Source organism: Agromyces sp. Y782 (genome assembly GCF_059445405.1).
In genome coordinates, this window is sequence record NZ_JCAIUG010000001.1 from 180,893 (window position 1) to 194,911 (window position 14,019).

Below are 14,019 nucleotides of genomic sequence, written 5' to 3' on the forward strand. Positions count from 1 at the left end.
AAGGCCAGAACGGCTTCGCCGCCCTGCCCGCCTCGACGTGAATCGGGGTAGCGGTCCCTGATTCTTCACCGGAGTAAAGAATCAGGGACCCCATCCCACGAGCTACGCCCGGGGCTTCTCCCGCATTTCGATGGTCTCGATCTCGTCGCCGACCTGGATGTCGTTGAACTTGCCGAGGCCGATGCCCGCCTCGAAGTCCGTGCGGACCTCGGTGACGTCGTCCTTGAAGCGACGCAGCGACTCGATCGCGAGGTTGTCGCCGACGACGACGCCATCGCGGATGACTCGAGCCTTGGCGTTGCGCGTGATCGTTCCCGATCGCACGATGACACCGGCGATGTTGCCGAACTTCGAGGAACGGAACACCTCGCGGATCTCGGCGACACCCGACTGCACCTCTTCGAACTCGGGCTTCAGCATGCCCTTCAGCGAGTCCTCGATCTCGTCGATCGCGTTGTAGATCACCGAGTAGAAGCGGATGTCGACGCCTTCACGAGCGGCGCGCTCGCGCGCCTTCGTGTCGGGACGCACGTTGAACCCGACGATGATCGCGTTGTCGATCGTCGCGAGGTTGACGTCGCTCTCGGTGATCGCACCCACACCGCGGTGGAGGATGCGAAGCTGGACCGAGTCGTCGACCTCGATCTTGAGCAGCGACTCTTCGAGCGCCTCGACGGCACCCGAGACGTCACCCTTGATGATGAGGTTGAGCGACTCGACCTTGCCCTCTTCGAGTGCACGGGTGAAGTCTTCGAGCGAGATGCGCTTGCGGGCCTTCGCCAGCTGCGCGTTGCGCTCTGCGGCTTCACGCTTCTCGGCGATCTGACGCGCGGTGCGGTCTTCTTCGGTGACGAGGAAGGTGTCGCCGGCGCGCGGGACGCTCGAGAGGCCCTGCACCTGCACGGGTCGCGACGGAGTGGCTTCGAGCACGGCGTCGCCGTTCTCATCCGCCATCGCACGAACGCGGCCGTACGCGGTGCCCGCGACGATCGCGTCGCCGACGCGCAGCGTTCCCGACTGGATGAGCACCGTTGCAACTGCACCGCGCCCCTTGTCGAGCTTGGCCTCGATGGCCACACCACGAGCCGCCTTGTTGGGGTTCGCGCGCATGTCGAGCCCGGCATCGGCCGTGAGCAGCACAGCATCGAGGAGTTCCTTGATGCCGATGTTCTCGCGAGCCGAGACGTCGACGAACATGACGTCGCCGCCGTACTCCTCGGCGACCAGGCCGAACTCGGTGAGCTGCTGACGCACCTTGGCGGGATTCGCGTCGGGCTTGTCGATCTTGTTCACCGCGACCACGATCGGCACGTTGGCCGACTGCGCGTGGTTCAAGGCCTCGATCGTCTGCGGCATGATGCCGTCATCGGCCGCGACCACCAGGATCGCGATGTCGGTGACCTGCGCACCACGGGCACGCATGGCGGTGAACGCCTCGTGGCCCGGTGTGTCGATGAAGGTGATCGCGCGATCGACGCCCTCGTGCTCGGCGTGCACCTGGTACGCACCGATGTGCTGGGTGATGCCGCCGGCCTCGCCGTCGACGACGTTCGCGTTGCGAATCGCATCGAGGAGTCGGGTCTTACCGTGGTCGACGTGGCCCATGACGGTCACGACCGGAGGACGCTGCTGGAGGTCTTCGTCGGTCTCGTCCTCGAGCTCCTGGTCGAGGTCGATGTCGAAGCCCTCGAGGAGCTCGCGGTCTTCGTCTTCAGGAGAGACGACCTGGATCTTGTAGCCGAGCTCTTCACCGAGCACCTGGAAGGTGGCCTCGTCGAGCGACTCGGTCGCGGTCGCCATCTCACCGAGGTGGAACAGCACGGTCACGAGCGAACCGGGGTTCGCGTCGATCTTGTCGGCGAAGTCGGAGATCGAGGAGCCGCGCCGGAGCCGGACGACGGTGTTGCCGTCGCCACGGGGCACGCTTACGCCGCCGAGCGACGGAGCCTCCCGCATCTCGAACTCTGCCCGCTTCGTCCGCTTCGACTTGCGCGACTTGCTCTTGCCGCCACCGCGACCGAACGCACCGGCTGTGCCGCCGCCGGGGCCACGACCACGGCCACCGCCGCCAGCAGGACGCGGGCCGCCGAAGCCGCCACCGGGTGCGCCGCCTGGGCGCTGGAAGCCGCCACCGGGTGCGCCGCCTGGGCGAGCACCTGCACCGCCACCTGCACCACCGGGACGCTGGAAGCCGCCACCGGGACGACCACCCGCACCGGCCGGGCGCGGAGCGCCGGGCCGCGGTGAACCGGGGCGAGGCGCCTGCGGGCGAGGGATGTTGCCGGGACTCGGGCGCTGGCCCATGCCCTGCGCGCTCGAGAACGGGTTGTTGCCCGGACGCGGCTGTGCCGGGCGGGAGCCCATGCCCTGCGCGCTCGAGAACGGGTTGTTGCCGGGACGCGGGGTACCGGCACCGGGACGCGGGGCCCCGGGACGCGGGGCCGTGCCGGCCGGAGCCGGGGCACCGGACGGCGCAGCGGCATCGGTTTCGGTCGAAGCAGCAGCAGCCGCCGGAGCATCCGACGACTTCTCGGCCGCGGCCTGCGCGGCTCGCTCTTCGGCCTGGGCCTGGCGCTCGGCGACCGTGAGCGGCACCTCGGCGATGGGAGCGGCCTCAGCTTCGGGAGCCGCCGCGGGTGCGGGAGCCTCTGCCGCTGCGGGCGCCTCAGGGGCGGCCGGGCGTTTCGGAGCGGGCTTGGGACCCGGCTTCGCGCCGGGCTTGGCTCCGGTCGCTGCGGGAGCGGCAGCTGCAGGCGCTGCGGACGCGGCCGCGCCTGCGGCCTCGAGCGCGGCCTTCAGCCGACGAGCGACGGGGGGCTCGATGGACGACGAGGGTCCCTTGACGTACTCGCCCATCTCCTTGAGCTTCTCAAGGGCGATCTTGCTGTCGACACCGAGTTCGCTTGCGATCTCGTGTACGCGTGGTTTGGCAGCCACTTCTCTCCTGTTCCGGGTCCGACCCCGGACAGGGGCAGACCATCAATGACGGACGGGTCTCATTTCGAGCCGCTCATGAGTCGTTACTCATTAGTGATCACGCCGTTCAGCCTGTTCTCTACGTTGCTGGTGTCCACCTCGCCGCGAATGCGGAGTGCACGCCCGAAGGCGTGTCGCCGCACGGCGAGCCGGTAGCACTCGAGTGACGGATGCAGCCACGCACCCCTGCCCGGAAGCACAGCCGCATCATCTGCGATGACGTGGGAGTTCTGGGTGACGACCCTCAGAAGCGAGGACCGCGGGGCATGCGAACGGCATCCGATGCACGTTCTGACGGGTTCCATCTTACACTCTGCGCTGTTCGTCCGCCGACGGCGGCCAATCGGTGGATACTGGCGTCGGCCGCAGCGCGGCCGTTTGGCTCAGTTCGACTCGAGGACCGAGTCGGGCTGGATGTCGATCTTCGCGCCCGTCAGCTTCGCGGCGAGACGGGCGTTCTGACCCTCCTTGCCGATGGCGAGCGAGAGCTGGTAATCGGGAACGAGGGCGCGTACGGCCCGCGTCGACTCGTCGATCACGAACGCGCTCGTGACCTTCGCGGGGCTCAGTGCGCTCGCGACGAACGTCGCGAGGTCGTCGTTCCAGTCGACGATGTCGATCTTCTCGGCGCCGAGCTCGGCCGTGACGGCGCGCACGCGCTGTCCGAGTTCGCCGATCGCCGCACCCTTGGCGTTGACGCCGGGCTGGGTCGCACGCACCGCGATCTTGGTGCGGTGGCCGGCCTCGCGGGCGAGCGAGACGATCTCGACGACGCCCGAGGCAATCTCGGGCACCTCGAGTGCGAAGAGCTTGCGCACGAGCGCCGGGTGCGTGCGCGACACCGTGATCGACGGGCCTTTGAGGCCCTTGGCGACACTCGTCACGTAGACGCGTATGCGCTGGCCGTGCAGGTACTCCTCGCCGGGAACCTGTTCTTCGGGCGGCAGGATCGCCTCGACCGTGCCGAGGTCGATGTGCACCATGCGCGGGTTCGGGCCCTGCTGGATGATGCCGGCGACGATGTCGCCCTCACGCCCGCGGAACTCGCCGAGCACCGCGTCGTCGGCGATGTCGCGCAGACGCTGGTTGATGACCTGCTTCGCGGCGAACGCGGCGATGCGCCCGAAGTCGCTCGGGGAGTCTTCGGCCTCGCCGATGACGTTGCCTTCTTCGTCGAGTTCGGGAACGTACACCGAGACGTGACCGGTCTTGCGGTCGAGGTGGGCGCGCACACCTTCGGGGTTCGCGTGGCCGTGCTGGTCGGGATGCGTGTGCTTCAAGTACGCCATGAGAATGGCCTGCTCGATGATCTCCACCAGTTCGTCGAATGGGATCTCTTTCTCGCGCTCCATCATCCGCAGCACGCTGAGGTCGATATCCATAACCCGGCCTCCTCTATTCAGCTCTCACTCCGCTTCCCCTCGGAGCGGACAGGACTCTACGGTACCGGATGAGCGAGGGCCGGGCATCCACTCGGCGCCACTCGGTTGGGTTCGCCGGCGCCGGCGATCCGTCACGTACGCCAGGTCGTCGCTCCGCGATCTGGCGGGGGGTGACGGCTCACCTTCGGGTGAGGGCGCTGCGCACCGATTCGACGGCGGCCGCGAGGGCGAGGCCGTCGGCGACGCGGATCGGATGGCGGATCACCGGCTCGGGCAACCCCGACGTGGCGATCGCCAGGTGCAGCAGTGCCCTCGGCTCATCCGGCAGGTCACGATTCGGTTACCGCTGTTGACGACACCAACCCATGACCGCTTCGGTTTGGCAATGACATTAACGCTTAATGAAAAGAATCACACTCTGCGACGTATCGTCCTCGCAAGCGCGGCAGTGCTGGTAGCAACTCTGATGAGCTCGGGAACGGCAATGGCCGCCGACAGCTGGCACGACGTGCAGGAGCCATGGGAGTCGGTGACCGAGCCGGACGTGACTCGGGCACCCGCTGCTCGCTACTGCGGCGACTTCGACCTCGAGACGCATACGTTGCAGCAGGGAGTCCGTGGCCGGGTGCTCTCGCGATGGGAGAACGGGAATGTCCGAGAGCAGGAGTACCTCGGCCCCTACATCGTCGAAGCGGTCAATGTCGAGACCGGAGCGTCGAAGCGGTACAACATCAGCGGCCACGCGACCTACACGTTCTCCGAGGTGGGAGCCCTGCAGACGGTCGACGCCAATGGCCCATTCGCCCTGGGCTGGCCGGTCGGGAGCGCTCCGGACCTGCCGAATGGCTACTACTACGTGACCGGCCGGCACATCGTGTCGTTCGCGACCACCGGGATCCGCTCGATGGAGCTCAACCACGGCCGCGAAGAGAACATGTGTGACGCCGTGAGGTGATCGCCAGCCGATTGGTGCCGTATCGATGAACGCCGTGCCTGTGCATCGATTCGGCACCTATTGCGGATACGTCACGACGAGGCATCCGCTCGCCGAGTTCAGGCGAGCGCGGCGACGACGCCGTCGATCGGCACTTGCGTGCGCTCACCGCTCGCGCGATCCCACACCTCGACGAGGCCATCGACCACCCCGCGACCGGCGATCACGATCTTCGGAATGCCGATGAGCTCGGCGTCGCCGAACTTCACTCCGGGCGAGACCTTCGGGCGGTCGTCGAAGAGCACGTCGTACCCGGATGCCTCGAGGGCGGCCACGACCGTCTCGGCCGCGTCGAACACGGCCGCGTCTTTACCTGCGGCGAGCACGTGCACGTCGAATGGCGCTACCGACGCCGGCCAGATGAGTCCCTTGTCGTCATTGTTGTCTTCGGCGATGATCGCGAGGATGCGAGTCACCCCGATGCCGTACGACCCCATCGTGACCGTGACGAGCTTGCCGTTCTCGTCGAGCACCTTGAGGCCGAGCACATCTGAGAAGAAGCGACCGAGCTGGAAGACGTGGCCGATCTCCATGCCTCGGGCCAGCTCGACCGGGCCGGAGCCGTCGGGTGCGGGGTCGCCGGCGCGCACGTTCGCCGCCTCGACGGTGCCGTCGGCGACGAAGTCACGGCCTGCGACGAGGCCGAACACGTGCTTCTGGTCGGCATTCGCGCCCGTGATCCACTCGGTGCCGTCGACCACGCGGGGGTCGACGAGGTAGCGGATGCCGGTGGCCGACTCTTCGCCGAGCACGGCGCCGTCGACCGACCACGGGCCGATGTAGCCCTTCACGAGGCCGGGGTGCTTCGCGAAGTCCGCCTCGGTCGCGGGCTCGACCTCGCCGGGCGCGAACGCGACCTCGACACGCTTCATCTCGACCTCGCGGTCGCCCGGCAGTCCGATGACGACGACCTCGCGGGCGCCGTCGGCCTGCACGACGGCGAGCACGACGTTCTTCAGCGTGTCCGCTGCGGTCCACTCGCGGCCGTCGGGTCGCGGGTACTCGGCGTTCGCGAGGTCGACGAGCGTCGCGATCGTCGGCGTGTTCGGCGAGTCGAGCACAACAGCGGCGGGTAGACCGTCGAACGGCAGCGCGGGCGGCACGATCGTCTCGAACGCCTCGACGTTGGCCGCATACCCGCCGGCCGAGCGCACGAAGGTGTCTTCGCCCACCGGGGTCGGGTGCAGGAACTCCTCGCTGCGAGCGCCACCCATGAGCCCGTTGTCCGCCTTCACGATCACGTACTCGAGGCCGAGGCGCTGGAAGATCCGTTCGTAGGCGTCGCGCTGATTCTGGTAGCTGGCGTCGAGGCCTTCATCGGTCACGTCGAACGAGTACGCGTCTTTCATCGTGAACTCGCGGCCGCGCAGGAGGCCCGCGCGAGGGCGTGTTTCGTCTCGGTACTTGTCCTGGATCTGGTAAATGGCGAGTGGCAGATCCTTGTAGGAGGAATAGAGGTCCTTCACCAGCAGCGTGAACATCTCCTCGTGGGTCGGTGCGAGGAGGTAGTCACCACCCTTCCGGTCGTGCATCCGGAAGATGTTGTCGCCATAGCTCTCCCAGCGACCGCTCTGCTCGTAGGGCTCGCGCGGCAGCAGCGCAGGGAAGTGCACCTCGTGTGCACCCGCGTTCGTCATCTCCTCGCGGATGATCCCCTCGATCTTCGCCTTCACACGAAGACCCAGCGGCAGCCACGCGAAGATTCCCGGCGCCTGGCGGCGAATGTAGCCGGCGCGCACGAGCAGGCGATGGCTCGTGACCTCGGCGTCGGCGGGGTCTTCACGGAGCGTGCGGAGGAAGTAGTTCGTCAGGCGTGTGGGCACCCGACGATTCTAGTTCGGGCGCTCACCCTAGGCTGGGCGCATGACAGCACGACGCCATCATGTCGCCGTCTCCGCCGCGCAGAGCGAGCTCGCCACGGCGCTCGAAGAGCTCCGCACTGAGCTCGAGCTGCGTGTGGATTTTCCGCCGGAGGTGGACGCCGAGGCATCCGCGACCCTCGCCCCTACACCGCCACCCGAGGTTGATCTTCGCGAGATCGAGTTCGTCACGATCGACCCGCCAGGTTCGACCGATCTCGACCAGGCACTGCACATCGCCCGGAGCACCACCGGCTTCGTCGTGCACTATGCGATCGCGGATGTCCCGGGCTGGGTGCTTCCCAACGGTGCCGTCGACCGTGAGGCACGACGCCGCGGCCAGACCATCTACGCCGCCGACGGGCGAGTGCCGCTGCATCCGCCCGTGCTCAGCGAGGACCGTTCCTCGCTCCTGCCCGACGCCGACCGCAGCGCGTTCGTGTGGTCGTTCGAACTCGACCGGCACGGCGTGGTCACCGGCACACAGCTCGCTCGCGCGACGGTGCGCTCGCGCGAGCAGCTGACCTACGACGACGCGCAATCGCGAATCGATGCAGGCGACGGGGGCTCATCGCTCACCCTCCTCCGCGAAGTCGGACTCCTGCGCATCGAGCTCGAGCGCGCCCGCGGCGGCGCCAGCCTCAACTCCCCCGACGAGGAGATCGTGCGCACGCCCGACGGCGGCTACGCCCTCGAACGCCGGCACCCGCTGCCGGTCGAGGAGTGGAACGCGCAACTCTCCCTCTTGACGGGCATGGCGGCAGCAGAGCTCATGATCGGTGCGCGCATCGGCATACTTCGCACGATGCCGAAGCCGACCGAGGATCGAATCGCCGCATTCCGCATTCAGACGCAGGCCCTCGGGCGACCATGGCCCGAGACGATCTCGTACGGCGAGTACCTTCGCGGGCTCGACCGGGATGATCCCGTCTCGCTCGCGGTGATGCAGGTGGCGTCCGGGCTCTTCCGTGGTGCGGGCTATGTCGTGATCGATGGTGCGATTCCGCCCGATCCGATGCAATCGGCGATCGCCGCACCATACGCGCACGTCACGGCGCCACTGCGCCGGCTGGTCGACCGATGGGCGCTCGTCGTCTGCGAAGCGGTCAGTGCCGGCCGCGAGGTGCCCGAATGGGCTCGCTCGTCACTCGCCTCCCTCCCGTCGCTCATGGGTGCGTCGTCGCAGCGGGCCAGTCAGCTCGACGCGGCATCCGTGGCCCGTGTGGAGGCCGCCGTGCTGCACGGGCACGTCGGGGAGCGCTTCACGGCGACGGTGCTCGAGGTGCGCGGTGAGAATGCTGTGATCCAGCTCGCGGCGCCCGCCGTCTCGGCAACGTGCCCAGCGCCGGCGGGAGTACGCGCCGGCACGGAACTCGACGTCGTGCTGGAGTCAGCCGACATCCGCGCGGGCACAGTGCAGTTCCGGGTCGCCGACGCGGCCTGACGTCGGAGCGACTCGAGCCGCCGCCGGTCAAACGCCCTCGACGTCTTCCTCGTCGTCGAGCGCGAACTCCTCGAGGTCGCCTTCGGCTGCCGTCGCAGCGTCGTCGGTGCCCTCGTGGAGCGTGCCCATGCCATCGGGATACCCCGCTTCGTCAGGGTATTCGAACTCGGTGCCGTCTCCGCTCATCGCGGTCTCCTCTCGCGATCGGATGCCGCAGGGCACCCGTTTTCGCCCACCCTACGCTCGGGCGACGCTCACGACTACGGGGTGAGCACCTCGGGAGAACCGAGCGGCGCGTCGGCGCCCATCTCGTCGGCGATGCGGTTGGCCTCTTCGATGAGGGTCGCGACGATCTCAGACTCGGGCACGGTCTTGATGACCTCGCCCTTCACGAAGATCTGCCCCTTGCCGTTGCCGGATGCCACTCCGAGGTCGGCCTCCCGAGCCTCGCCGGGACCGTTGACGACGCAGCCCATGACTGCGACGCGGAGCGGCACGGTCATTCCTTCGAGACCGTCGGTCACGTCGTTCGCAAGCTTGTACACGTCGACCTGCGCGCGGCCGCACGACGGGCACGAGACGATCTCGAGCTTGCGCTCGCGGAGGTTCAGCGACTGCAGGATCTGCAGGCCGACCTTGATCTCCTCGACGGGCGGAGCGGAAAGCGAGACGCGGATGGTGTCGCCGATGCCCTCGCCGAGCAGGATGCCGAATGCCGTGGCCGACTTGATCGTGCCCTGGAACGCCGGGCCCGCCTCGGTGACGCCGAGGTGCAGTGGCCAGTCGCCGCGCTCGGCGAGCAGGCGGTAGGCCTTCACCATGACGATCGGGTCGTTGTGCTTGACCGAGATCTTGAAGTCGTGGAAGTCGTGCTCTTCGAAGAGGCTCGCCTCCCAGACCGCCGACTCGACGAGCGCTTCGGGCGTCGCCTTGCCGTATTTCTCGAGCAGGCGGGGGTCGAGCGACCCGGCGTTCACGCCGATGCGCAGGCTCACGCCAGCCGCCTTCGCCGCCGCCGCGATCTCGCCGACCTTGTCGTCGAACTTGCGGATGTTGCCGGGGTTGACGCGCACCGCGGCGCAGCCGGCGTCGATCGCCTGGAACACGTAGTTCGGCTGGAAGTGGATGTCGGCGATGACCGGGATCTGGCTCTTCTTCGCGATGATCGGCAGCGCCTCTGCATCGTCGCGGCTCGGCACCGCGACGCGCACGATGTCGCAGCCCGACGCCGTGAGCTCGGCGATCTGCTGCAGGGTGGCGTTGATGTTCGTCGTGGGCGTCGTGGTCATCGACTGCACGCTCACTTGAGCGTCGCCGCCCACGAGCACCTTGCCCACCTTGATCTGGCGGGACTTGCGTCGCGGGGCCAGTACCTCAGGGACTTTGGGCATTCCGAGATTCACAGCAGGCACGAGTCGAGTCTACTTCCGCGTGGAGGGGCGGCGGCTGTGAAGCGGATGCCGGGTCAGGCGCAGCCGTCTTCGTGCACCTCGACAGGGGCCGCGATCCGAACCACAGTGGATTCATCATCCGAAGAGCGGAACTCGACGGCGACCCTCTGCACGTAGTCGTTGCCATCTGAATCCGTTCGCGGGAGCTCGACGAAGTCCAGATACGGACCCGAGCACCCTGACGGGTTCGTCTGAAGCTCGGGCTCAGCAAGCAGCTCGGCCCAAGGGTCGCCGACCTGACGCCCGTCGGCGGTGGTCAACTCGGCCTCGCCGGACACCGCGGCGGTGAAGCGCACGAAGAACGACGGCAGATAGTAGCTGCGGGGCACCGAAGCCACTTCACCCTCGTACTCCGGCTGCCAGAGTTCCATGCCACCCCAGCGATGCACCACACCGGGAGTGAAGTGACTATTGCCCGGATAGTCCTCGCTCACCGGGGCGGTGTCGAACACAGTCTCGAGCGTCGAGAGGGCCTCAGCCGGGTCGCCGAGGTAGTCGAGTGACGCGACGACCGTCCCGGAGTCGTCCCGAAGCTCGAGCGCCTCGGGCGTTGCGACGAGCGCCGTCACCGTCGTCAACGGGTCGACGGGCTCCAGCGCCGGCTCGGGCGTTACCGTCGACGTCGGTGCGGCATCCGGCGCGGGCGCTGGGGACCCTCCGACGCAGCCGCTGAGCGTCACGAGAACGGCGATGGCCGCAACGGCCCAAGGAAGCGGTCGAGACACGTGGAGTCCTTTCTCGCACGTGCACCTCACGTGTGAGTCGATCGTGCCACGTCACCGGTCCCGTGGATGATGCCGGAAGATAACGATTCAGGCAGCGCCCATGTGCGCGACCAGCGCCTGCGGAACCGAGGTCGGGGGTTGCGTATCGGAGCCGATGGTCCGCTTCAGCGTTGTTCCCGCTCGGTTTCCGACGCACTCCGTGTGCGTTCCGGTTCACCCGCAGTGTCGTCGTCGGAGTGCTCGAGCCGGATCCGTCGCCCGAGCTCCACGTCCTCCTCCTCCTGCTTCGCGGCCTTCTCGCTCTTTCGAGTGTCGCGGGGCGGGAGCTGGATGTTCTCCTCTGCTTCGATGCCCGCCTGGAGCTGGCGTCCGCGCTCGAGCTCCGCGTCGAACTCGGCGCCGAGGAGCAGGGCGATGTTCGCAAGCCAGAGCCAGAGGAGGAACACGATGACGCCCGCGAGCGAGCCGTAGGTGCGGTCGTAGTTCGAGAAGTTCGCGACGTAGAGGGCGAAACCCGCTGAGGCGATCACGAGCACCACGATCGCGAGGACCGCTCCGACACTGACCCAGCGGAACTTCGGCTGCTTGGCGTTCGGCGTCGCGTAGTAGAGGAGCGCGATGATGAAGATCACTGCGAGCGCGAGCAGCGGCCACTTCGCGATCTCCCAGACGATCTGCACGGCCTCGCCGATTCCCAGCGCGCCGCCGATGGCGTCGACGACCGGGCCGGACACCACGAGGATGACGGCGATGACGACGACCAGCAGGAGCGAGACGATCGTCACGACGAGCTGCATCGGCCGCAGCTTCCAGAACGGACGACCCTCGTCGATCTCGTAGATGCGATTCATCGCCCGGCTGAACGCCCCCACGTACCCCGACGTCGACCAGATCGCGAGCACGAGACCGGTGACGAATCCGAATCCCGCGGCCGGCGAGGCGCTGAAGTCCTCGAGCGGCTCGCGGATCACGTCGAGCGCAGCGCCTGGAGCGACCTGCTCCACGATCTCGAACAGCGCGTTGATCGCTTTTTCACCCTGGCCGACGATTGCGAGGAGCGACGCGAAGGCGAGCAGGCCGGGGAAGAGCGCCAGCACACCGTAGTAGGTCAGCGACGCCGCCCGATCGGGGCACTCGTCGTCGACGAACTCCCGGAAGCTCTTCCGCAGCACGTACATCCACGATCGCTTCGTCACCTCACGCAACGAGTCTGGCTTGCGCTCGTCGTCGGGTGCCGGGGCATCCGCCAGCTTCGTGCTGGCTCCGTCTTCGGCCACGATGTCCTCCTCGATACCGGATGCCTCGAGGTGATCGCCGTGCGAAAGCCGGCCGACGATCGACCCCGCCGGACCGTCGAGCAGTCCGTGCATCAAGTCTTCGGCCGCATGCCGGGTTGCGGTACCCCCTCGCATCTGAGAGAACCGGCGGTTATAGTCGCGCCCTCAGTCGAGGTGCGCGACCAGTGCGTCGCGGAACGCGTCTGGGTGCTCGAGGTGGGGCGAGTGACCGCACTCGTCGAGCTCGAGCTCCGTGAACCGGCCGCCGGCCTCGGCGTACCGGGTGAGCACGGCCCGGGTCTGCGAGATCATCGGCTGCGCCGGTGCCACCTCGTCGCCCGGCCAGCCCGGGATGATGCCGGCCTTGCCGAGCTGGTTGAGGTCGAAGAACGAGGCATCACCTACGATCGCATCCTGCGCACCATGGATCCAAAAGATCGGCGGCTTCGGGTCGAGGTCCACGATGCCCGCGGTGTTGAAGACGGAGGGCGCCATCGTGTTCAGCACGCCGCGCGCTCCCGGTGCGAAGCCCGGCCAGTTCTCGGAGGCGCTCGAATCGCCCGGGTAGTTGTCGGGGCCGGTCGCCGTCGAGAGCATCGACTCCACCCAGACGTCTTCGTGCTCCGAGACGAAGCCCGCCGCCACGTAGCTCGAGCGATACACCGCGCGCGGCGACCCCGGTTCGTCGCTCCGGTCGCCCGCGGCGAGCCGGGCCACGAAGTCGGGGTTCACTCCCCCGCCACCGGTGCCCGTGGCATCCGTCGTGAGCAGCGAACCGTCGAGCGCCGTGCCACCGAAGCCGTACGGCGATACCGTCGACTGAAGGGTGAGGCTCGCCACGAGTTCGGGCCGGTCGAGCAGGAGCTGCATGACCACGCCGCCGCCCATGCTCCAGCCGACGAGGTGCACGGCGCCGAGATCGAGGGCGTCGATGACGGATGCCACGTCGTCGGAGAAGTCCCGCAGGCCGCGAGTGGCATCGACCGGCAGCGTCTCGCTGTCGCCGAAGCCGCGCAGGTCGACCGCGTACGCCGCGATGCCGGGCGGCAGGGCGAGCATCGTCGGCTGCCAGAACAGCGACGACGAGACGTTGCCGTGCACGAAGACGACGGTCGCCGACGGGGCATCCGCTCGCCGCTCGAGCACGCCCGCGACGAGACGCGACGTCTCGACCGTGCGCGCGACGATGCCGGGGAAGATCGTTTCGACCATGATGCTGCTTTCTCGACGCTGGATCCGGGGGGTCTCGATACGGCCCTGGCGGGCCTACTCGACAAGCGAGGAGGTGATGAGCGGCGGCTCGGTCGCGGCCACGACCTCGTCGACGCTCACCCCCGGCGCGCACTCGACGAGCCGGAGGCCCTCGGGTGTCACGTCGATGACGGCGAGGTCGGTGATGATGCGGTGCACGACCGCGCGCCCGGTGAGCGGCAGCGAGCACTCGTTCACGATCTTCGCGGTGCCGTCTTTCGCGACGTGCTCCATGAGCACGATCACCTTGCGGGCGCCGTGCACGAGGTCCATCGCACCGCCGGGGCCCTTCACCATCTTGCCGGGGATCATCCAGTTGGCGAGATCGCCCGCCGCCGACACCTGCATGGCGCCGAGGATGGCGGCGTCGATCTTGCCACCCCGGATCATGCCGAAGCTCGTCGCCGAGTCGAAGTACGCGGCACCGGGCAGCACCGTCACCGTCTCCTTGCCGGCGTTGATGAGATCGGGGTCGACCGCGTCGTCGGTCGGGTACGGTCCGACGCCGAGGATGCCGTTCTCGGACTGCAGGAGGATCGTGACCCCGTTGGGCACGTAGTTGGGCACGAGCGTGGGCAGGCCGATGCCGAGGTTCACGTAGGAGCCGTCGGCGAGTTCATGGGCGGCCCTGGCGGCCATCTCGAGGCGGGTCAGTGCCAT

The 14,019-nt window shown here is 67.9% G+C and carries 12 protein-coding genes; 2 read left to right on the forward strand and 10 right to left on the reverse strand.

Going from position 1 to position 14,019, the window contains the following annotated elements:
• Positions 1 to 102: 102 nt before the first annotated feature.
• The 3 genes from infB to nusA all read right to left on the reverse strand — a co-directional run bounded on the left by infB (position 103) and on the right by nusA (position 4,358).
• Positions 103 to 2,937 carry a translation initiation factor IF-2 gene (gene infB, locus AC1C2S_RS00870; protein ID WP_495350653.1) on the reverse strand — a complete coding sequence of 945 codons (2,835 nt, stop codon included), beginning with the start codon at positions 2,935 to 2,937 and terminating at the stop codon, positions 103 to 105.
• Between the two features lie 83 nt (positions 2,938 to 3,020).
• The gene (locus tag AC1C2S_RS00875) at positions 3,021 to 3,281 is read right to left on the reverse strand and encodes a YlxR family protein (protein WP_495350654.1); all 261 of its coding nucleotides are present in this window, start codon (positions 3,279 to 3,281) and stop codon (positions 3,021 to 3,023) included.
• Between the two features lie 78 nt (positions 3,282 to 3,359).
• Positions 3,360 to 4,358, reverse strand: a complete 999-nt coding sequence (gene nusA / locus AC1C2S_RS00880) for a transcription termination factor NusA (RefSeq protein WP_495350655.1) — start codon at positions 4,356 to 4,358, stop codon at positions 3,360 to 3,362.
• 349 nt (positions 4,359 to 4,707) lie between these two features.
• Between nusA and AC1C2S_RS00885 the strand changes: the two genes are divergently transcribed.
• Positions 4,708 to 5,313: a hypothetical protein gene (locus AC1C2S_RS00885; protein WP_495350656.1), complete on the forward strand. Its 606-nt coding sequence runs from the start codon at positions 4,708 to 4,710 to the stop codon at positions 5,311 to 5,313.
• 98 nt (positions 5,314 to 5,411) lie between these two features.
• Here AC1C2S_RS00885 and AC1C2S_RS00890 read toward each other — a convergent pair whose 3' ends face one another.
• Entirely contained in the window at positions 5,412 to 7,175 is a 1,764-nt protein-coding gene (locus tag AC1C2S_RS00890) for a proline--tRNA ligase (RefSeq protein ID WP_495350657.1), read from the reverse strand.
• Positions 7,176 to 7,215: 40 nt separating this feature from the next.
• On the opposite strand from AC1C2S_RS00890, the gene AC1C2S_RS00895 reads away from it, so the two are divergent.
• Entirely contained in the window at positions 7,216 to 8,655 is a 1,440-nt protein-coding gene (locus AC1C2S_RS00895; RefSeq protein ID WP_495350658.1) for an RNB domain-containing ribonuclease, read from the forward strand.
• 27 nt (positions 8,656 to 8,682) lie between these two features.
• Here AC1C2S_RS00895 and AC1C2S_RS00900 read toward each other — a convergent pair whose 3' ends face one another.
• The 6 genes from AC1C2S_RS00900 to AC1C2S_RS00925 form a co-directional block, all read right to left on the reverse strand.
• On the reverse strand, positions 8,683 to 8,841 hold the full coding sequence (locus tag AC1C2S_RS00900) for a hypothetical protein (protein WP_495350659.1): 159 nt from the start codon (positions 8,839 to 8,841) through the stop codon (positions 8,683 to 8,685).
• A gap of 74 nt (positions 8,842 to 8,915) precedes the next feature.
• A complete protein-coding gene (gene ispG, locus AC1C2S_RS00905; RefSeq protein ID WP_495350660.1) occupies positions 8,916 to 10,046 on the reverse strand; it encodes a flavodoxin-dependent (E)-4-hydroxy-3-methylbut-2-enyl-diphosphate synthase in 1,131 nt (376 codons plus the stop codon).
• Positions 10,047 to 10,120: 74 nt separating this feature from the next.
• The gene (locus AC1C2S_RS00910) at positions 10,121 to 10,831 is read right to left on the reverse strand and encodes a hypothetical protein (RefSeq protein ID WP_495350661.1); all 711 of its coding nucleotides are present in this window, start codon (positions 10,829 to 10,831) and stop codon (positions 10,121 to 10,123) included.
• Positions 10,832 to 10,995: 164 nt separating this feature from the next.
• A complete protein-coding gene (locus AC1C2S_RS00915; RefSeq protein ID WP_495353169.1) occupies positions 10,996 to 12,108 on the reverse strand; it encodes a YihY/virulence factor BrkB family protein in 1,113 nt (370 codons plus the stop codon).
• Between the two features lie 165 nt (positions 12,109 to 12,273).
• Positions 12,274 to 13,320 carry an alpha/beta hydrolase gene (locus AC1C2S_RS00920; RefSeq protein ID WP_495350662.1) on the reverse strand — a complete coding sequence of 349 codons (1,047 nt, stop codon included), beginning with the start codon at positions 13,318 to 13,320 and terminating at the stop codon, positions 12,274 to 12,276.
• Positions 13,321 to 13,374: 54 nt separating this feature from the next.
• Positions 13,375 to 14,019, reverse strand: coding sequence for a CoA transferase subunit B (locus AC1C2S_RS00925; RefSeq protein ID WP_495350663.1), 645 nt, complete (start codon positions 14,017 to 14,019; stop codon positions 13,375 to 13,377).